The following is a 19,986-nucleotide window of genomic DNA, read 5'->3' as shown; positions in this document are numbered from 1 at the left end:
GCAAGGCGACAACTGAGTGAATCGCCAGGAGCATAGTTAACTATGTGACTGGTGTGAACGAAGGCAGTCAACGCCGTCACAGATTGAATAGCGACAGATAGACAAGATTTGTTCGTTGGAGCCTGGCCTATCCAGGCCTCCGTCGAAGACCGCAGGTGTTTCGAAAGAAGCTTAATGCCCTGCGTAGACGGTGACAGAACGCTAAGATTATTTCTGATACTCTGGCTTGTTTCTGCTCACCGTATTAAGACGCTCTGTCCGTTGGGAAGAGTGAAGTGAGTTCCGGGACATGAGTCCCGGCAAACATCCAGGAGCAAAGCTAATGGCTTTAAATCTTCAAGACAAACAAGCGATTGTTGCTGAAGTCAGCGAAGTAGCCAAAGGCGCGCTGTCTGCAGTAGTTGCGGATTCCCGTGGCGTTACTGTAGACAAAATGACTGAACTGCGTAAAGCAGGTCGCGAAGCCGGCGTATACATGCGTGTTGTTCGTAACACCCTGCTGCGCCGTGTTGTTGAAGGTACTCAGTTCGAGTGCCTGAAAGACGCGTTCGTTGGTCCGACCCTGATTGCATATTCTATGGAACACCCGGGCGCAGCTGCTCGTCTGTTCAAAGATTTCGCGAAAGCGAATGCAAAATTTGAGGTCAAAGCCGCAGCCTTTGAAGGTGAATTGATCCCGGCATCGCAAATCGATCGCCTGGCAACTCTGCCGACCTACGAAGAAGCAATTGCACGCCTGATGGCAACCATGAAAGAAGCTTCGGCTGGCAAACTGGTTCGCACTCTGGCTGCTGTTCGCGATGCGAAAGAAGCTGCTTAATCGCAGTTATCTTTATCAAGCATCTGCTTACGTATAAACTTATTCTGATTTTCAGGAACAATTTAAATGTCTATCACTAAAGATCAAATCATTGAAGCAGTATCCGCTATGTCCGTAATGGACGTTGTAGAACTGATTTCTGCAATGGAAGAAAAATTCGGTGTTTCTGCTGCTGCTGCTGTAGCTGTAGCTGCGGGCCCGGCTGAAGCTGCTGAAGAAAAAACTGAATTCGACGTGATTCTGAAAGGTATCGGCGCGAACAAAGTTGCAGTAATCAAAGCAGTACGTGGCGCAACTGGCCTGGGTCTGAAAGAAGCTAAAGACCTGGTAGAATCTGCTCCGGCCGCTCTGAAAGAAGGCGTGAGCAAAGATGACGCTGAAGCACTGAAAAAATCTCTGGAAGAAGCTGGCGCTGAAGTTGAAGTTAAATAAGCCAACTTTTCTAGTTGCAGCCTAAGAAATTAGGCTGATGGCTGGTGACTTTTTAGTCACCAGCCTTTTTGCGCTGTAAGGCGCCAGTAGCATTTCACACTGTTTGACTACTGTTGTGCCTTTCAATGTTTGTTTCTATCGACGCCTTAATATATTGCGACAGAGCCTCCGCTCTGTGTAAATCGCAACGAAATGGTTTAAGCGTGATAGCAACAGGCATTGCGGAAAGTATTCGATTTTCCGGTCAACAAAATAGTGTTGCACAAACTGTCCCTTCGTCGGACAGATGGGTCGACTTGTCAGCGAGCTGAGGAACCCTAATGGTTTACTCCTATACCGAGAAAAAACGTATTCGTAAGGATTTTGGTAAACGTCCGCAAGTGTTGGACATACCTTATCTCCTTTCTATCCAGCTTGACTCGTTTCAGAAGTTCATCGAGCAAGATCCTGAAGGGCAGTATGGTCTGGAAGCAGCTTTCCGTTCCGTTTTCCCTATTAAAAGCTATAGCGGTAATTCTGAGCTGCAGTACGTCAGCTACCGCCTTGGCGAACCTGTTTTTGACGTTCAGGAATGTCAGATCCGTGGCGTGACTTATTCCGCACCGCTGCGCGTCAAACTGCGTCTGGTGATCTACGAGCGCGAAGCGCCGGAAGGCACCGTAAAAGACATTAAAGAACAAGAAGTCTACATGGGTGAAATTCCACTCATGACTGACAACGGTACCTTTGTCATCAACGGTACCGAGCGTGTTATTGTTTCCCAGTTGCACCGTAGCCCAGGCGTCTTCTTTGACTCCGATAAGGGTAAAACCCACTCTTCGGGTAAAGTGCTTTATAACGCGCGTATCATTCCTTACCGTGGTTCCTGGCTGGATTTCGAATTCGATCCGAAGGACAACCTGTTCGTACGTATTGACCGTCGCCGCAAACTGCCAGCGACCATTATTCTGCGTGCGCTGCAGTACACCACTGAACAGATCCTTGACCTGTTCTTTGAGAAAGTTGTCTTCGAAATTCGTGACAACAAGCTGCAGATGGAACTGGTGCCGGAACGCCTGCGTGGTGAAACCGCCTCCTTTGATATTGAAGCTAACGGCAAAATCTACGTCGAAAAAGGTCGTCGCATCACTGCGCGCCATATTCGTCAGCTGGAAAAAGACGATATCAAGCTTATCGAAGTTCCAGTTGAGTACATCGCGGGCAAAGTTGCGGCTAAAGACTACGTTGACGCATCAACCGGTGAGCTGATTTGCGCAGCGAACATGGAGCTGAGCCTGGATCTGCTGGCTAAGCTGAGTCAGTCTGGTCACAAGCGTATCGAAACGCTGTTTACCAACGATCTGGATCACGGTGCATATATTTCTGAAACTATACGCGTCGACCCAACCAACGATCGTCTGAGCGCGCTGGTAGAAATCTACCGTATGATGCGCCCTGGTGAGCCGCCGACTCGCGAAGCTGCTGAAAGCCTGTTCGAGAACCTGTTCTTCTCCGAAGACCGCTATGACTTGTCTGCGGTTGGTCGTATGAAGTTCAACCGTTCTCTGCTGCGTGACGAGATCGAAGGTTCCGGTATCCTGAGCAAAGACGACATCATTGAAGTGATGAAGAAGCTCATCGATATCCGTAACGGTAAAGGCGAAGTCGATGATATCGACCACCTCGGTAACCGTCGTATCCGTTCCGTTGGCGAAATGGCGGAAAACCAGTTCCGCGTTGGCCTGGTACGTGTAGAGCGTGCGGTGAAAGAGCGTCTGTCTCTGGGCGATCTGGATACCCTGATGCCTCAGGATATGATCAACGCCAAGCCGATTTCTGCCGCAGTGAAAGAGTTCTTCGGTTCCAGCCAGCTGTCTCAGTTTATGGACCAGAACAACCCGCTGTCTGAGATTACGCACAAGCGTCGTATCTCTGCCCTCGGCCCAGGCGGTCTGACCCGTGAACGTGCAGGCTTCGAAGTTCGAGACGTACACCCGACTCACTACGGTCGCGTATGTCCAATCGAAACCCCTGAAGGTCCGAACATCGGTCTGATCAACTCCCTGTCCGTGTACGCACAGACTAACGAATATGGCTTCCTTGAGACGCCGTATCGTAAAGTGACTGACGGTGTTGTTACCGACGAAATTCATTACTTGTCTGCTATCGAAGAAGGCAACTACGTTATCGCTCAGGCGAACTCCAACCTGGATGACGAAGGCCACTTTGTAGAAGACCTGGTAACATGTCGTAGCAAAGGCGAATCCAGCTTGTTCAGCCGTGACCAGGTTGACTACATGGACGTATCCACCCAGCAGGTGGTATCCGTCGGTGCGTCCCTGATCCCGTTCCTGGAACACGATGACGCCAACCGTGCATTGATGGGTGCGAACATGCAACGTCAGGCGGTTCCGACTCTGCGTGCTGATAAGCCGCTGGTTGGTACCGGTATGGAGCGTGCTGTTGCTGTTGACTCCGGTGTTACTGCTGTTGCTAAGCGTGGCGGTACCGTTCAGTACGTTGATGCTTCCCGTATCGTTATCAAAGTTAACGAAGACGAGATGCATGCGGGCGAAGCGGGTATCGACATCTATAACCTGACCAAATACACCCGTTCTAACCAGAACACCTGTATCAACCAGATGCCTTGTGTCTCTCTGGGCGAGCCGGTTGAACGTGGTGATGTGCTGGCAGACGGTCCGTCCACCGACCTTGGTGAACTGGCTCTGGGTCAGAACATGCGCGTGGCATTCATGCCATGGAACGGTTACAACTTCGAAGACTCCATCCTCGTTTCCGAGCGTGTTGTTCAGGAAGACCGTTTCACTACCATCCACATTCAGGAACTGGCATGTGTGTCCCGTGACACCAAGCTGGGGCCGGAAGAGATCACCGCTGATATCCCGAACGTGGGTGAAGCTGCGCTCTCCAAACTGGATGAGTCCGGTATCGTTTACATTGGTGCAGAAGTCACCGGTGGCGACATTCTGGTAGGTAAGGTAACGCCGAAAGGTGAAACCCAGCTGACCCCAGAAGAGAAGCTGCTGCGTGCAATCTTCGGTGAGAAAGCGTCTGATGTTAAAGACTCTTCTCTGCGTGTACCAAACGGTGTTTCCGGTACGATTATCGACGTTCAGGTCTTTACTCGCGATGGCGTAGAAAAAGACAAACGTGCGCTGGAAATCGAAGAGATGCAGCTGAAGCAGGCGAAGAAAGACCTGTCTGAAGAACTGCAGATCCTCGAAGCTGGCCTGTTTAGCCGTATCTACGCGGTGCTGGTTGCCGGTGGCGTTGAAGCTGAGAAGCTCGACAAACTGCCGCGCGATCGCTGGCTGGAACTCGGCCTGACCGACGAAGAGAAACAAAATCAGCTGGAACAGCTGGCTGAGCAGTACGACGAACTGAAACACGAATTCGAGAAAAAACTCGAAGCGAAACGCCGTAAAATCACTCAGGGCGACGATCTGGCACCAGGCGTGCTGAAGATTGTTAAGGTTTATCTGGCGGTTAAACGTCGGATCCAGCCTGGTGATAAGATGGCAGGTCGTCACGGTAACAAGGGTGTTATCTCTAAGATCAACCCGATCGAAGATATGCCACACGATGCTAACGGTACGCCGGTAGATATCGTACTGAACCCGCTGGGCGTACCATCGCGTATGAACATCGGTCAGATCCTTGAGACCCACCTGGGTATGGCTGCGAAAGGTATCGGCGAGAAAATCAACGCCATGCTGAAGCAGCAAGAAGAAGTCGCCAAACTGCGCGAATTCATCCAGCGTGCCTACGATCTGGGTACCGACGTTCGTCAGAAAGTGGACCTGAATACCTTCAGTGATGAAGAAGTTCTGCGTCTGGCTGAAAACCTGAAAAAAGGTATGCCGATCGCAACGCCGGTCTTCGACGGTGCGAAAGAGTCTGAAATCAAGGAACTGTTACAGCTGGGTGGCCTGCCGACTTCTGGTCAGATCACACTGTTCGACGGTCGTACCGGTGAGCAATTCGAGCGCCAGGTTACCGTTGGCTACATGTACATGCTGAAACTGAACCACTTGGTTGATGACAAGATGCACGCGCGTTCTACCGGTTCTTACAGCCTGGTTACTCAGCAGCCGCTGGGTGGTAAGGCTCAGTTCGGTGGTCAGCGCTTCGGGGAGATGGAAGTGTGGGCGCTGGAAGCATATGGCGCGGCATACACCCTGCAGGAAATGCTCACCGTTAAGTCTGATGACGTGAATGGTCGTACCAAGATGTATAAAAACATCGTGGACGGCAACCATCAGATGGAACCAGGCATGCCAGAATCCTTCAACGTACTGTTGAAAGAGATTCGTTCGCTGGGTATCAACATCGAGCTGGAAGACGAGTAACTCTCGCTCAAACAGGTCACTGGTGCCGGGGTAAGACCCGGCGCCAGATTGTGCTAACTCCGACGGGAGCAAATCCGTGAAAGATTTATTAAAGTTTCTGAAAGCGCAGACTAAAACCGAAGAGTTTGATGCGATCAAAATTGCTCTGGCTTCGCCAGACATGATCCGTTCATGGTCTTTCGGTGAAGTTAAGAAGCCGGAAACCATTAACTACCGTACGTTCAAACCTGAGCGTGACGGCCTTTTCTGCGCCCGTATCTTTGGGCCAGTAAAAGATTACGAGTGCCTGTGCGGTAAGTACAAGCGCCTGAAACACCGTGGTGTGATCTGTGAGAAGTGCGGCGTTGAAGTGACCCAGACTAAAGTACGCCGTGAGCGTATGGGCCACATCGAGCTGGCGTCTCCGACTGCGCACATCTGGTTCCTGAAATCACTGCCGTCCCGTATCGGTCTGTTGCTCGATATGCCGCTGCGTGATATCGAACGCGTACTGTACTTCGAATCATATGTTGTTATCGAAGGCGGTATGACCAATCTGGAACGTCAACAGATCCTGACTGAAGAGCAGTATCTGGACGCGCTGGAAGAGTTCGGTGACGAATTCGACGCGAAGATGGGTGCGGAAGCTATCCAGGCCCTGCTGAAGAGCATGGATCTGGAGCAAGAGTGTGAAACTCTGCGCGAAGAGCTGAACGAAACCAACTCCGAAACCAAGCGTAAGAAGCTGACCAAGCGTATCAAACTGCTGGAAGCGTTCGTACAGTCTGGCAACAAGCCAGAGTGGATGATCCTGACCGTTCTGCCGGTTCTGCCGCCAGATCTGCGTCCGCTGGTTCCGCTGGATGGTGGTCGTTTTGCGACTTCTGACCTGAACGATCTGTATCGTCGCGTCATTAACCGTAACAACCGTCTGAAACGTCTGCTGGATCTGGCTGCGCCAGATATCATCGTACGTAACGAAAAACGTATGCTGCAGGAAGCGGTTGACGCCCTGCTGGATAACGGTCGTCGCGGTCGTGCGATCACCGGTTCTAACAAACGTCCTCTGAAATCTTTGGCCGATATGATCAAAGGTAAGCAGGGTCGTTTCCGTCAGAACCTGCTCGGTAAGCGTGTTGACTACTCCGGTCGTTCTGTTATCACCGTAGGTCCATACCTGCGTCTGCATCAGTGCGGCCTGCCGAAGAAAATGGCACTGGAACTGTTCAAACCGTTCATCTACGGCAAGCTGGAACTGCGTGGCCTCGCCACCACCATTAAAGCCGCTAAGAAAATGGTTGAGCGTGAAGAAGCTGTCGTTTGGGATATCCTGGACGAAGTTATCCGCGAACACCCGGTACTGCTGAACCGTGCACCAACACTGCACCGTCTGGGTATCCAGGCATTTGAACCGGTACTGATCGAAGGTAAAGCTATCCAGCTGCACCCGCTGGTTTGTGCGGCATATAACGCCGACTTCGATGGTGACCAGATGGCTGTTCACGTACCGCTGACGCTGGAAGCCCAGCTCGAAGCGCGTGCGCTGATGATGTCTACCAACAACATCCTGTCCCCGGCGAACGGCGAACCTATCATCGTTCCGTCTCAGGACGTTGTATTGGGTCTGTACTACATGACTCGTGACTGTGTTAACGCCAAAGGCGAAGGCATGGTGCTGACTGGCCCGAAAGAAGCTGAGCGTATCTATCGCGCTGGCCTGGCCTCTCTGCATGCGCGCGTTAAAGTGCGTATCACTGAATACGAAAAAGATGAAAACGGCGAATTCGTTGCGCATACCAGCCTGAAAGACACGACCGTTGGCCGTGCTATTTTGTGGATGATCGTACCGAAAGGTCTGCCTTTCTCCATCGTCAACCAGGCGCTGGGTAAGAAAGCTATCTCCAAAATGCTGAACACCTGTTACCGCATTCTGGGCCTGAAGCCGACCGTTATCTTCGCTGACCAGACCATGTACACCGGCTTTGCCTATGCAGCGCGCTCAGGCGCATCTGTTGGTATTGACGACATGGTTATCCCAGAGAAGAAATACGAGATCATCTCTGAAGCGGAAGCTGAAGTTGCTGAGATCCAGGAGCAGTTCCAGTCTGGTCTGGTTACCGCGGGCGAACGCTACAACAAAGTTATCGATATCTGGGCTGCGGCGAACGATCGTGTATCCAAAGCGATGATGGACAACCTGCAAACCGAAACTGTTATTAACCGTGACGGCGTCGAAGAGCAGCAGGTTTCCTTCAACAGCATCTACATGATGGCCGACTCCGGTGCGCGTGGTTCTGCAGCACAGATTCGTCAGCTGGCAGGTATGCGTGGTCTGATGGCGAAGCCGGATGGCTCCATCATCGAAACGCCAATCACCGCGAACTTCCGTGAAGGTCTGAACGTACTCCAGTACTTCATCTCTACTCACGGTGCGCGTAAAGGTCTGGCGGATACCGCACTGAAAACAGCAAACTCCGGTTATCTGACACGTCGTCTGGTTGACGTCGCGCAGGATCTGGTTGTGACTGAAGATGACTGCGGCACACTGGAAGGCATCACCATGACCCCGGTTATCGAGGGTGGTGACGTTAAAGAGCCGCTGCGCGATCGCGTATTGGGTCGTGTGACTGCTGAAGACGTTCTGAAGCCGGGCACCGCGGATATTCTGGTTCCACGCAACACGCTGCTGCACGAGCACTGGTGTGACCTGCTGGAAGAGAACTCCGTTGACTCCGTCAAGGTACGTTCCGTTGTATCTTGTGACACCGACTTTGGTGTATGTGCGCACTGCTATGGTCGTGACCTGGCACGTGGCCACATCATCAACAAAGGTGAAGCCATCGGCGTTATCGCGGCACAGTCCATCGGTGAACCGGGTACACAGCTGACGATGCGTACGTTCCACATCGGTGGTGCGGCATCTCGTGCGGCTGCTGAATCCAGCATCCAGGTGAAAAACAAAGGTAGCATCCGTCTGAGCAATGCGAAGTCGGTTGTGAACTCTGCCGGTAAGCTGGTAGTGACCTCGCGTAACACCGAGCTGAAACTGATCGACGAATTCGGTCGTACCAAAGAGAGCTATAAAGTGCCTTACGGTGCTGTTATGGCGAAAGGTGATGGCGAACAGGTTACTGGCGGCGAAACCGTAGCAAACTGGGATCCACATACCATGCCTGTCATCACTGAAGTAAGTGGTTTCATCCGCTTCACTGACATGATCGACGGCCAGACCATTACTCGTCAGACCGACGAGCTGACCGGTCTGTCTTCTCTGGTGGTTCTGGATTCTGCAGAGCGTACTGCAGGTGGTAAAGACCTGCGTCCAGCCCTGAAAATTGTTGATGCTAACGGTAACGACGTTCTGATCCCAGGTACCGATATGCCTGCGCAGTACTTCCTGCCGGGTAAAGCAATCGTCCAGCTGGAAGATGGTATCCAGATCAGTGCGGGTGATGCTCTGGCGCGTATTCCTCAGGAATCAAGCGGTACCAAGGACATCACCGGTGGTCTGCCACGCGTTGCGGATCTGTTCGAAGCACGTCGTCCGAAAGAGCCAGCTATCCTTGCGGAAATCAGCGGTATCATTTCCTTCGGTAAAGAAACCAAAGGGAAGCGTCGTCTGGTTATCACCCCGTTAGACGGCAGCGAACCGTACGAAGAGATGATTCCGAAATGGCGTCAGCTCAACGTGTTCGAAGGTGAACGTGTAGAACGTGGTGACGTTGTTTCCGACGGTCCGGAAGCACCGCACGACATCCTGCGTCTTCGTGGCGTACACGCGGTAACGCGTTACATCACCAACGAAGTTCAGGACGTTTACCGTCTGCAAGGCGTTAAGATTAACGATAAACACATTGAAGTTATCGTTCGTCAGATGCTGCGTAAAGCGACCATTGACAGTGCTGGTAGCTCCGACTTCCTGGAAGGCGAACAGGTTGAATACTCCCGCGTCAAGATTGCTAACCGCGATCTGGAAGCGAACGGCAAAGTTGCGGCAACTTACTCTCGCGACCTGCTGGGTATCACCAAAGCGTCTCTGGCAACCGAATCGTTCATCTCTGCCGCATCGTTCCAGGAGACCACGCGTGTCCTGACCGAAGCAGCCGTTGCGGGTAAACGCGACGAACTGCGTGGCCTGAAAGAGAACGTTATCGTGGGTCGTTTGATCCCTGCCGGTACCGGTTATGCGTACCACCAGGATCGTATGCGCCGTCGCGCAGCGGGCGAACAGCCGGCAGCGCCTCAGGTTACTGCGGAAGATGCATCTGCCAGCCTGGCAGAACTGCTGAACGCAGGTCTGGGCGGTTCTAACAACGATTAATCGTTGCTGACCGTAATGAAAAACCCGCCTCGGCGGGTTTTTTTTTGCCTGACATGCAGTCTTATGAATACTGTCAATAAAGACATGTCATTAAAAACAGTATTGACACTGTTTTTAAAATCCGTATGTTAATACTTAACAGCAGCGAAAGAGTAGTTAGCTGTTAAAGCAGTAAGAGTTAGTAGAGTTCGATAGGGGGATTGCGATAAAGGCCACGAAGTATTTTGTTGTATGGGGTAGTCGGCGTTGAAGTTATTTTGTTTCACATCGACGATGCTTTAAGGCTACGTAGTTGATATATGTAATCGCAAAAAGTTAAGTAAGCGCGACGATGTAAGGCCATGATTTAAAAGTTAATGTTTGCGGTTTCCATTATTGAGCAATCGCAAGGGAAGTCAGGCAACGCATCAAAGAGTATATGTCGCGAGGGGAAGTGTACTTGTTTAGGCCGCCATTCTTGAGTGAATTCATCAAGCTGGCGAAATATGTTTAACGGTAAATAGAGGAAGGTTCGTTAGTAGCATTCTCCAATATTATCTGTGGTAAACGTGTACATTTAAAATGTAGTACAAACAGCAGTATCAAATTGTAAGTCAATTAATGTTAAATCTGAAGTTTGTAGTAACTTAAAGCCCTGGCTGCAACGGTCAGGGCTTTTATTATATATACATCAAGGTGTTATCTTAGGCTCTTAACCAAATCAGCTCAACATTTCACCAGCTAAGGGCATTAAATAAATTAATGCTTGCTTAATGATTAGAAGTAAGGCTACTATAGCTGCATCGGTTTGGAACACAGACCTTATGAAAGCAGTTTTAGTAAAGCAGTTCTCAGTTCAAGCGTTATCCTCAGATACTCTTCTTCATGAGCCTCCTCCTAAGTGCCCAATAAGTTAATTTCTGCAAAACAGGCCATCTTCGCTGCATAAGCGGCTCAAAATATGAAAGGAAGTATCTATGTCTAACAAAATGACTGGTTTAGTAAAATGGTTTAACTCTGAGAAAGGCTTCGGCTTTATCACTCCTCAGGACGGTAGCAAAGATGTGTTTGTGCATTTTTCCGCTATCCAGAGCAACGATTATAAAACCTTAGACGAAGGCCAAAAAGTCGAGTTCTCCGTTGAGAACGGCGCGAAAGGCCCGTCTGCTGTTAACGTTATCGCGCTGTAATCGCCGATAATCTCACGAACGCTTACGATAGCGATGAAGGCCAGAGCCTGAGCAGATAAGTGATAGTGAATAAAAAAACCCGCGAAAGCGGGTTTTTTCGTTTTTACATCCGGATTCACTACATCTGTGACGCACGTCCGAGAAAACTATCCCAGTCTTTCCACACGGGCTGTAAACCCTGCGCACTGAGTGCTGCGGCAACATCTTCAGGGCGCCGATCATCATGCGGAGAAAACTGTTCCAGCTCCGGGTGATTGTCGGCATAGCCGCCGGGCTGCGTCTTTGAGAAGGCGCTGACGTTATTGATTGCTAGCGGAATGACGTGGTCGCGAAACCACGGTGATTCACGCGTGGAGAGCGACAGCTCGATGTCCGGCGCCAACAAGCGAAACGCACAAATGGTTTGTACCAGTTGACGCTCATCCATAATCGATGCCGGTTCAATACCTCCGGTACATGGGCGCAGGCGTGGGAACGAGATTGAATAACGGCTTTGCCAGTAATGTTGCTGCATCCATAGCAAATGCTCGGCTACCATATAGCAATCAACCCGCCAACTGTCAGACAAGCCAATCAGTGCCCCAAGGCCAATTTTGTCGATACCGGCGTGACCAAGTCGGTCCGGCGTTTCCAGCCGCCAAAAGAAGTCCTGCTTTTTTCCCTTCAGATGGTGCCGGGCATAAGTCGCCTCATGGTAGCTCTCCTGATACACCATCACACCGTCCAGACCGAGTATCTTTAGCTCAGCATATTCAGCAACTGACAGCGGTTGTACCTCCATCTGTAGCGAAGAAAACTGACGACGGATGGCGGGTAAATGGCGGCGAAAATAGTCCATGCCGACTTTCGCCTGATGCTCGCCGGTGACCAGCAACAGATGCTCAAAACCCAGCTCGCGGATCGCCGCACACTCCCGTTGAATCTCTGATTCATCCAAAGTTTTACGCTTGATGCGGTTGCTCATGGAGAAGCCGCAGTAGGAGCAGTCGTTGGCGCACAGATTCGAAAGATACAGCGGCACGTAAAAGCTGACGGTATTACCAAAGCGTTGGCGGGTCAGCTTTTGCGCTCGCTGCGCCAGCGGCTCCAGATAATCGGCGGCGGCTGGCGAGAGCAGCGCCATCAGGTCATCACGACTCAGCTGTGCAGTGTTAAGTGCGCGCTCGACATCGGCGGCGGTTTTGCCGTTAATGCGCAGATGGATATCATCCCACTCCAGCTGTCGCCAGCGATCGCTGAAGGTTTTCATGCTGAGACCTCCAGAAATCCGGTCAATGGGCTGGTGGCGCAAGCATTGGTACTTCGGCTCCCCGGAACGGCCTGACGTGCCAGAAGGCCCGCTTCAACCGCCAGCCGGAACGCCGTCGCCATCATTACCGGGTCGTCCGCTATGGCAATCGCCGTGTTGACCAACACCGCGTCGGCCCCCATTTCCAACGCCTGCGTGGCATGGCTGGGCACACCGATCCCGGCATCAACCACCACTGGGACGGTGGCCTGCTGAATAATGATCTCCAGCATGGCGCGGGTTTCCAGGCCCTGATTTGAGCCAATGGGCGCACCGAGCGGCATGACCGCCGCACAGCCCACTTCTTCCAGCCGCTTGCACAGCACCGGGTCCGCGCCGCAGTAGGGCAGCACCACGAAACCCTGCTTCACCAGCGCCTCGGCGGCTTTCAGCGTTTCGATAGGATCTGGTAACAGCCATCGAGCGTCAGGATGTATTTCTAATTTCAGCCAGTGCGTCCCCAGCGCTTCGCGCGCCAGCTGCGCGGCAAAGATAGCTTCATCCGCCGTTTTCGCCCCTGAGGTATTCGGCAGCAGCGTTACCCCTGCCTCGACCAGTGGCACCAAAATGGCATCGTTGTGCTGGCGTAAATCCACGCGCTTCATTGCCAATGTCACCAGTTGGCTACCGGAGGCGCGAATGGCGTCGACCATCAGTTGCGATGAGGCAAATTTCCCTGTGCCGGTGAACAGATGTGAATCAAACGTTTTGTCGGCAATACGTAGCATATCAACCCCCTGCAATAACCTGAAAAAGCAGGATCTGGTCGCCTTCCTGCACGATTTGCTGTTCCCACTGCTCGCGCGGCAGGATCTGTTGATTCAGCGCCAGCGCTATCCCCGGCTTGAGCTGATTAAGCTCTGCCAGCAGCGCGCTGATATTTTGCCCCTCGGCACACTGTACTGGCTCATCATTGAATTGGATCTGCATGTTGCCCTCCGCATACCGGACAACCGCGGGCGCGGCGTAACGCCAGGCTACGCCACTGGCTGGTTTTACCATCGAACAGGCGTAATTCACCGCTTAGGGTTTCAATACCGCTGAGAAGTTTGATGGCTTCCAGCGCCTGCAGGGTACCCATGATGCCAACGACCGGACCGACAATGCCTGCGGTACGGCAGTTGCGTTCGGGCTCGATGTCATCCGGCCACAGACAGCGGTAGCAGCCCTGTTCCCACGGCGGCGTCAGCACCATCAATTGGCCACCAAAGCCAACAGCGCTGGCAGTGATAAGCGGTGTATTCAGGGCGACGCAGGCGGTATTGATCGCCTGACGCGTCGCCATATTGTCGGTGCAGTCGAGCACCACGTCAGCGCGCGCCACTGCGTGCCTGAGCGCATCGCCTTTCAGGCGCTGCTGTAGCGCGACCAGTTCGATATCCGGGTTGAGCCGTGTCAGTCGCTGTTGGGCCATCTGGGATTTTGACCGGGCGATATCATCAGTCGTGAACAGGATCTGGCGCTGAAGATTACTCAGATGCACGTCGTCGTCGTCCACCAGCGTCAATGTGCCTACTCCCGCACCCGCCAGATACAGCGCGGCAGGGGAGCCTAATCCGCCCAAGCCAACAATCAGCACGTGGCTGTTGAGCAGTGTCTGCTGGCCCTCTATCGCAATATCACCGAGTAAAATCTGGCGGCTATAGCGCATAAAATCGCGATCATTCATCGCCTGCTCCTGCAATTGAAAGCAGCTGTGACGTGGCGCCTCGCCAGTCAGCGGCCTGCGTGATGGCGCTGACCACCGCAATGCTGCCCACCCCGGTCGCCAGCACAGCCGGTGCCCGCTCGAGGCTGATACCGCCAATGGCGACAGTAGGGTAGTCAGCCAGTCGTTCGATATGCGTGGCGAGTTGTACCAATCCCTGTGGGGCAGATGGCATCTGCTTGGTTTGTGTGGGGAAGACGTGACCCAGTGCGATGTAAGAAGGGCGGGCGGCTAGCGCCACGTCAATCTCCATATCATCGTGGGTGGATACCCCAAGACGTAACCTTGCGGCCTGAATCGCCTTCAGGTCGGTGCTTTCAAGATCTTCCTGGCCCAGATGTACCCCGTAAGCATGGTGTTTAATCGCCAGTCGCCAGTAGTCATTGATAAACAGACGGGCATTGTAGCGACGCCCCAGTTCAATAGCGGCAATCACGTCGGCTTCGACCTCTTCGTCGCGTTTATCTTTGATTCGCAGCTGGATAGTACGTACGCCTGCATCAAGCAGGCGTTCAATCCACGCAATGCTGTCGACCACCGGGTACAGCCCGAGGCGGAAAGGTACCGTTGGGAATTCAGGCTGATACATCAGGCTTCCTCCTTTTTCAGGTAGATATCACCGCCTTTGGCGCGGAAGTTCTCCGACATACCCGCCATCCCCACTTCGATGGTTTGTGCGGCAGCGTAGTCGCGCACTTCCTGGCTGATTTTCATCGAGCAGAATTTCGGCCCGCACATTGAGCAGAAGTGAGCGACTTTGCCGGACTCCTGTGGCAGGGTTTCATCGTGGTAGGCGCGGGCGGTGAATGGGTCGAGCGCCAGATTAAACTGGTCTTCCCAGCGGAATTCGAAGCGCGCTTTTGACATGGCGTTATCGCGGATCTGCGCACCCGGATGCCCTTTAGCTAAATCGGCGGCGTGCGCGGCAATCTTGTAGGTAATCAACCCCTGCTTCACGTCTTCTTTGTTCGGCAGGCCGAGGTGCTCTTTTGGCGTGACGTAGCACAGCATCGCGCAGCCAAACCAGCCAATCATTGCCGCGCCAATACCGGAGGTGAAGTGGTCATAGCCTGGGGCGATATCGGTTGTTAATGGCCCTAAAGTGTAGAACGGCGCTTCGTGGCAGTGCTCCAGCTCTTCGGTCATGTTGCGCTTAATCATCTGCATCGGTACGTGGCCAGGGCCTTCAATCATCACCTGCACGTCATATTCCCAGGCAATTTTGGTCAGCTCGCCCAGCGTATGCAGCTCTGAGAACTGTGCCTCGTCGTTGGCATCCTGAATAGAGCCCGGACGCAGACCATCACCCAGCGAAAGAGAAACGTCATAAGCGGCGCAGATTTCACAGATTTCGCGGAAGTGCTCGAACAGGAAGTTTTCTTTGTGATGGGAGAGGCACCATTTCGCCATGATGGAGCCGCCGCGCGAGACAATCCCGGTCAGGCGTTTAGCGGTCATCGGCACATAGCGCAGCAGCACACCCGCGTGGATAGTGAAATAGTCGACGCCCTGCTCGGCCTGCTCCAGCAGCGTATCGCGGAACGCTTCCCAGGTGAGATCTTCGGCGATCCCGTTGACCTTCTCCAGTGCCTGGTAGATCGGTACGGTGCCGATCGGCACCGGGCTGTTTCGCAGGATCCATTCGCGGGTTTCGTGAATATAGCGACCGGTGGACAGGTCCATCACCGTATCCGCCCCCCAGCGCGTGGACCACACCAGCTTTTCCACTTCTTCTTCGATGGAGGAAGTGACCGCTGAGTTACCGATGTTGGCATTGACCTTCACCAGGAAATTACGTCCGATGATCATCGGCTCTGATTCCGGGTGGTTGATGTTGGCGGGGATGATGGCGCGCCCGGCAGCGACTTCATCACGCACGAATTCCGCCGTGATATTTTCCGGCAGGCTGGCGCCAAAGCTCATGCCTGGATGCTGGTGGCGCAGCACTTCACTGCGAATGCGCTCGCGGCCCATATTTTCGCGGATAGCGATAAACTCCATCTCCGGAGTGACGATGCCCTGGCGCGCGTAGTGCAACTGGGTCACGCAGCGGCCGGTTTTGGCGCGCTTAGGCGTCAGCAAGCCGTTGAAACGCAGCTCGTCCAGGCCATCATCGGCCAGGCGCTCTTTGGTATAGGCGGAGCTACGGTCGTCTAGGTCTTCGCTGTCATTACGTGCGGATATCCACGGCTGGCGCAGTTTTGCCAGACCCTGCTGGACGTTAATCGCCACATCAGGATCGCCATACGGGCCAGAGGTGTCATAAACCGGCACGGCTTCGTTCTCTTCGAACTGTGGGGTATCTTTGCTGCCGCCAATGAGCGTCGGGCTGAGCTGGATTTCACGCATAGGAATACGGATATCTGGCTGTGAACCAGCAATATAGATGCGTTTTGAGTTAGGAAAGGCGGTCCCTTCCAGGGTGTCGATAAAGTGTTGGGCCTGGGCGCGCTGTTCGCGGCGGGATGGTTTAGTAGTGGCAGACATAGCTCATTCCAAAAAAGTAAGGATATGGCTTGTCAGACGACGGATGAAGCAAGAGGGAAGATCGCCCATGGGCGATACAACTGTAGATTTACTCTTGTTCCCTTCGCAGGTATTAGCCTGATCAGGTTCCGCGGATCCCGAATTAACGGTCTCAGCCTTTTCCACTCATGCTGATGTGGAAAATAAGCACTCCGACAAGATAATTCCCCCTCTGGCGAGGAGGAATGGTTGTAAACTACCTGTTACTCGCGCAAATCTCAAGCAGGGCGTTTGATCATTGCGCTGTCGTGTACCGCATCAAGCACCAGCATAATCAACTTATCTTCCAGCATAAACCGGGCCTCCAGCGCCTCGCCGATATCCGACAATGCCTGTTGAAATTCAAGGAAATTATCGTGGTCAATGGCGTTTTCCAGACTGGAATCATAGTCGTCCATAATCTGTTGTGTATTGGCTTCCAGAAGAGGCCAAATTTTTGTGGCTTTTAAAAGCTGCCCGTTCCCTTCCAATTTATGCAGAATACGTTCATAAATACTGAAGTGTCCGGTGGAGAGGTAGTCGACCAGGCTCTGACAAAAATCATCCAGCGCTTTTTCATTGAGCCGCATGTACGATTCTTTGCCAGGCTTAATGCCAACCAGATTGTAGTAAGCCACGAGCAGGTGCTTACGTACATGTAGCCAGCGATCAACCAGTTTATTACTTCCTCCGACGTGTTCCGTCAGGCTTTCCAGCTGGTTTAGCATGATTGACTCCGCAAGGTGGTGTTGAAAAACGGCTCACCGATAAATGTAAAAATAATGTAAACAACATGCCTGTGAAGCAAAGGTTGCGCAAGAGATATGGATCGTATTATTGAAAAATTAGACAGCGGCTGGTGGATCGTCAGTCATGAACAAAAATTGTGGTTGCCTCACGGAGAGCTGCCACATGGTGACGCGGCTGGTTTTGATCTGCTGGGTCAGCGCGGGTTGCCGATAGGCGAGTGGGAAGGTGAAACCGTCTGGCTGGTGCAGCAGCAGCGTCGCCACGATATGGGCTCAGTGCGCCAGATCCTCGATCAGGATGTGGGACTGTTTCAACTGGTCGGACGCGGCGTGCAGTTGGCCGAGTTTTTCCGTTCGCATAAATTCTGCGGTTATTGTGGCCATCCGATGCACCCAAGCAAAACGGAATGGGCAATGCTGTGTAGCCACTGCCGTGAACGTTATTATCCGCAAATTGCCCCCTGCATTATTGTCGCCATCCGTCGTGAAGACTCCCTGCTGCTGGCTCAGCATGTTCGCCACCGCAACGGCGTGCATACCGTGCTGGCCGGTTTTGTTGAAGTGGGGGAGACGTTAGAACAAGCGGTAGCGCGAGAAGTGATGGAAGAAAGCGGCATTAAGGTGAAAAACCTGCGCTACGTTACCTCCCAGCCCTGGCCGTTTCCGCAGTCTTTGATGACCGCGTTTATGGCGGAATATGATAGCGGGGAGATCGTCATCGACCCGAAAGAACTGCTGGAAGCGAACTGGTATCGCTACGATGACTTACCGCTACTTCCCCCGCCGGGTACCGTCGCACGTCGACTGATCGAAGATACTGTGGCGATGTGTCGGGCTGAGTACGAGTAAAGAACGAGTAATGATACACTGACGGCCTGACGCTAAAAGGAAGATAAAAATGACCGAACTGAAGAACGATCGTTACCTGCGTGCGCTGCTGCGCCAGCCTGTTGATGTTACTCCGGTATGGATGATGCGCCAGGCGGGCCGCTATTTGCCGGAGTACAAAGCCACTCGTGCGCAAGCGGGCGATTTCATGGCGCTGTGCAAAAACGCCGAGCTGGCCTGCGAAGTGACGCTACAACCGCTGCGCAGGTATAAACTTGATGCGGCGATCCTCTTTTCGGACATTTTGACCATCCCGGATGCGATGGGACTTGGGCTGTACTTTGAAGCTGGCGAAGGCCCACGCTTTACCTCTCCCATCACCTGTAAGGCCGATGTGGATAAGCTGCCGATCCCGGACCCGGAAGGCGAACTGGGCTACGTGATGAACGCGGTACGCACTATTCGCCGCGAACTGAAGGGTGACGTGCCGCTGATTGGTTTCTCTGGCAGTCCGTGGACGTTGGCGACTTACATGGTGGAAGGCGGCAGCAGCAAAGCCTTCACCGTGATTAAAAAGATGATGTACGCCGATCCAACGTCGCTGCATCTGCTGCTCGATAAGCTGGCGAAAAGCGTCACGCTATACCTGAATGCGCAGATCAAAGCCGGCGCGCAGTCGGTGATGATTTTCGATACCTGGGGCGGCGTGCTGACTGGTCGCGACTATCAGCAGTTCTCTCTCTATTACATGCACAAAATTGTCGATGGTCTGCTGCGTGAAAACGACGGCCGCCGCGTGCCGGTCACCTTGTTCACTAAAGGCGGCGGACAGTGGCTGGAAGCGATGGCGGAAACTGGATGTGATGCGCTGGGTCTCGACTGGACGACAGATATTGCCGATGCGCGTCGTCGTGTCGGTCATAAAGTGGCGTTACAGGGCAATATGGACCCGTCCATGCTCTACGCACCGGCACCGCGTATCGAAGAAGAAGTCGCCACGATACTGGCGGGCTTCGGTCAAGGGGAAGGCCACGTCTTTAACCTGGGTCACGGTATCCACCAGGATGTGCCGCCGGAACATGCCGGGGTGTTTGTGGAGGCGGTACATCGCTTGTCTGAGCAGTACCACCGCTAAGGAGTCACGATGGATCTTGCGTCGCTACGCGCCCAACAGCTTGAACTGGCCTCTGCGGTGATCCGTGAAGATCGCTTTAAAAGCGATCCGCCGGATCTGATCGCTGGGGCAGATGTCGGGTTTGAGCAGGGCGGAGAGGTGACGCGAGCCGCCATCGTGCTACTGAAGTATCCTTCTCTTGAGCTGGTTGAATATAAGGTGGCGCGTATCGCCACCACCATGCCGTATATCCCCGGTTTTCTCTCTTTTCGCGAATATCCTGCGCTGCTGGCTGCCTGGGAACAATTATCGCAGAAGCCTGACTTAGTGTTCGTTGATGGTCACGGTATTTCCCACCCGCGTCGTCTTGGCGTTGCCAGCCATTTTGGTCTGCTGGTGGATGTCCCGACGATTGGCGTGGCGAAAAAACGGCTGTGCGGCAAGTTTGACCCCTTATCTGCTGAACCCGGGGCGCTAGCGCCACTGTTGGATAAAGGCGAGCAGCTGGCGTGGGTCTGGCGCAGCAAAGCACGCTGTAATCCACTGTTTATCTCTACCGGACATCGCGTGGGCATGGATAGCGCGCTGGCGTGGGTGCAGCGTTGTATGAACGGCTATCGCCTGCCGGAACCGACACGCTGGGCGGATGCGGTGGCATCGGAACGCCCTGCTTTTACGCGGCTTGCAGCAAAAACGCCCCATATCGGGTAAACTGCGACTAATT

At 53.2% G+C, this 19,986-nt stretch carries 15 protein-coding genes and 1 riboswitch; of the genes, 8 read left to right on the top strand and 7 right to left on the bottom strand.

Annotated elements, in window-relative coordinates; all coding sequences use genetic code 11:
- Positions 1-322 precede the first annotated feature (322 nt).
- The 5 genes from rplJ to IB214_RS22730 all read left to right on the top strand — a co-directional run bounded on the left by rplJ (position 323) and on the right by IB214_RS22730 (position 11,070).
- Positions 323-820 carry a 50S ribosomal protein L10 gene (gene rplJ / locus IB214_RS22750; protein WP_007704673.1) on the top strand — a complete coding sequence of 166 codons (498 nt, stop codon included), beginning with the start codon at positions 323-325 and terminating at the stop codon, positions 818-820.
- A gap of 66 nt (positions 821-886) precedes the next feature.
- Positions 887-1,252 carry a 50S ribosomal protein L7/L12 gene (gene rplL, locus IB214_RS22745; RefSeq protein WP_049842133.1) on the top strand — a complete coding sequence of 122 codons (366 nt, stop codon included), beginning with the start codon at positions 887-889 and terminating at the stop codon, positions 1,250-1,252.
- A gap of 320 nt (positions 1,253-1,572) precedes the next feature.
- A complete protein-coding gene (gene rpoB / locus IB214_RS22740) occupies positions 1,573-5,601 on the top strand; it encodes a DNA-directed RNA polymerase subunit beta (protein WP_096758781.1) in 4,029 nt (1,342 codons plus the stop codon).
- Positions 5,602-5,677: 76 nt separating this feature from the next.
- On the top strand, positions 5,678-9,901 hold the full coding sequence (rpoC, locus tag IB214_RS22735) for a DNA-directed RNA polymerase subunit beta' (RefSeq protein WP_115259738.1): 4,224 nt from the start codon (positions 5,678-5,680) through the stop codon (positions 9,899-9,901).
- A gap of 956 nt (positions 9,902-10,857) precedes the next feature.
- Positions 10,858-11,070, top strand: a complete 213-nt coding sequence (locus IB214_RS22730) for a cold-shock protein (protein ID WP_096758779.1) — start codon at positions 10,858-10,860, stop codon at positions 11,068-11,070.
- Between the two features lie 118 nt (positions 11,071-11,188).
- On the opposite strand, the gene thiH is transcribed toward IB214_RS22730, so the two are convergent.
- The 7 genes from thiH to rsd form a co-directional block, all read right to left on the bottom strand.
- A complete protein-coding gene (gene thiH / locus IB214_RS22725; RefSeq protein ID WP_096758778.1) occupies positions 11,189-12,319 on the bottom strand; it encodes a 2-iminoacetate synthase ThiH in 1,131 nt (376 codons plus the stop codon).
- Positions 12,316-13,086, bottom strand: a complete 771-nt coding sequence (gene thiG / locus IB214_RS22720; protein ID WP_117344005.1) for a thiazole synthase — start codon at positions 13,084-13,086, stop codon at positions 12,316-12,318. The genes thiH and thiG overlap by 4 nt, the downstream gene beginning before the upstream one ends.
- 1 nt (position 13,087) lies before the next feature.
- Complete coding sequence (thiS, locus tag IB214_RS22715) at positions 13,088-13,288, bottom strand: sulfur carrier protein ThiS (protein WP_096758776.1); 201 nt, start codon at positions 13,286-13,288, stop codon at positions 13,088-13,090.
- Positions 13,269-14,027, bottom strand: coding sequence for a HesA/MoeB/ThiF family protein (locus tag IB214_RS22710; protein ID WP_115259735.1), 759 nt, complete (start codon positions 14,025-14,027; stop codon positions 13,269-13,271). The genes thiS and IB214_RS22710 overlap by 20 nt, the downstream gene beginning before the upstream one ends.
- Positions 14,020-14,655 carry a thiamine phosphate synthase gene (gene thiE / locus IB214_RS22705; RefSeq protein ID WP_117344004.1) on the bottom strand — a complete coding sequence of 212 codons (636 nt, stop codon included), beginning with the start codon at positions 14,653-14,655 and terminating at the stop codon, positions 14,020-14,022. Before thiE ends, IB214_RS22710 begins: the two co-directional genes overlap by 8 nt.
- Complete coding sequence (gene thiC, locus IB214_RS22700) at positions 14,655-16,553, bottom strand: phosphomethylpyrimidine synthase ThiC (RefSeq protein WP_117344003.1); 1,899 nt, start codon at positions 16,551-16,553, stop codon at positions 14,655-14,657. Before thiC ends, thiE begins: the two co-directional genes overlap by 1 nt.
- A gap of 81 nt (positions 16,554-16,634) precedes the next feature.
- Positions 16,635-16,757, bottom strand: a riboswitch (TPP riboswitch).
- Positions 16,758-16,810: 53 nt separating this feature from the next.
- On the bottom strand, positions 16,811-17,299 hold the full coding sequence (gene rsd / locus IB214_RS22695) for a sigma D regulator (RefSeq protein WP_096758772.1): 489 nt from the start codon (positions 17,297-17,299) through the stop codon (positions 16,811-16,813).
- A 96-nt stretch (positions 17,300-17,395) separates the two neighbouring features.
- Here rsd and nudC point away from each other — a divergent pair, with 96 nt between their 5' ends.
- The 3 genes from nudC to nfi are packed head-to-tail and all read left to right on the top strand — an operon-like array spanning position 17,396 to position 19,973.
- Positions 17,396-18,169, top strand: a complete 774-nt coding sequence (nudC, locus tag IB214_RS22690; RefSeq protein WP_115259732.1) for an NAD(+) diphosphatase — start codon at positions 17,396-17,398, stop codon at positions 18,167-18,169.
- A gap of 49 nt (positions 18,170-18,218) precedes the next feature.
- The gene (hemE, locus tag IB214_RS22685; protein ID WP_096758770.1) at positions 18,219-19,283 is read left to right on the top strand and encodes a uroporphyrinogen decarboxylase; all 1,065 of its coding nucleotides are present in this window, start codon (positions 18,219-18,221) and stop codon (positions 19,281-19,283) included.
- Positions 19,284-19,292: 9 nt separating this feature from the next.
- Positions 19,293-19,973, top strand: coding sequence for a deoxyribonuclease V (nfi, locus tag IB214_RS22680; RefSeq protein WP_117344002.1), 681 nt, complete (start codon positions 19,293-19,295; stop codon positions 19,971-19,973).
- Positions 19,974-19,986: the final 13 nt, after the last annotated feature.

Origin of the sequence: Citrobacter sp. C1 (assembly GCF_014596895.2) — a bacterium.
In the GTDB taxonomy this organism is placed as follows: domain Bacteria; phylum Pseudomonadota; class Gammaproteobacteria; order Enterobacterales; family Enterobacteriaceae; genus Citrobacter; species Citrobacter gillenii.
The sequence above is the reverse complement of the archived record's forward strand: the minus strand, read 5'-3'. Positions and strand labels throughout refer to the sequence as shown.

Coding starts and splice junctions, on each gene's coding strand:
- rplJ (WP_007704673.1), top strand. CDS start 323: ATGGCTTTAAATCTTCAAGACAAACAAGCGATTGTTGCTGAAGTCAGC.
- thiC (WP_117344003.1), bottom strand. CDS start 16,553: ATGTCTGCCACTACTAAACCATCCCGCCGCGAACAGCGCGCCCAGGCC.
- thiE (WP_117344004.1), bottom strand. CDS start 14,655: ATGTATCAGCCTGAATTCCCAACGGTACCTTTCCGCCTCGGGCTGTAC.
- hemE (WP_096758770.1), top strand. CDS start 18,219: ATGACCGAACTGAAGAACGATCGTTACCTGCGTGCGCTGCTGCGCCAG.
- thiH (WP_096758778.1), bottom strand. CDS start 12,319: ATGAAAACCTTCAGCGATCGCTGGCGACAGCTGGAGTGGGATGATATC.
- rpoB (WP_096758781.1), top strand. CDS start 1,573: ATGGTTTACTCCTATACCGAGAAAAAACGTATTCGTAAGGATTTTGGT.
- IB214_RS22730 (WP_096758779.1), top strand. CDS start 10,858: ATGTCTAACAAAATGACTGGTTTAGTAAAATGGTTTAACTCTGAGAAA.
- rsd (WP_096758772.1), bottom strand. CDS start 17,299: ATGCTAAACCAGCTGGAAAGCCTGACGGAACACGTCGGAGGAAGTAAT.
- nfi (WP_117344002.1), top strand. CDS start 19,293: ATGGATCTTGCGTCGCTACGCGCCCAACAGCTTGAACTGGCCTCTGCG.
- nudC (WP_115259732.1), top strand. CDS start 17,396: ATGGATCGTATTATTGAAAAATTAGACAGCGGCTGGTGGATCGTCAGT.
- thiS (WP_096758776.1), bottom strand. CDS start 13,288: ATGCAGATCCAATTCAATGATGAGCCAGTACAGTGTGCCGAGGGGCAA.
- thiG (WP_117344005.1), bottom strand. CDS start 13,086: ATGCTACGTATTGCCGACAAAACGTTTGATTCACATCTGTTCACCGGC.
- IB214_RS22710 (WP_115259735.1), bottom strand. CDS start 14,027: ATGAATGATCGCGATTTTATGCGCTATAGCCGCCAGATTTTACTCGGT.
- rplL (WP_049842133.1), top strand. CDS start 887: ATGTCTATCACTAAAGATCAAATCATTGAAGCAGTATCCGCTATGTCC.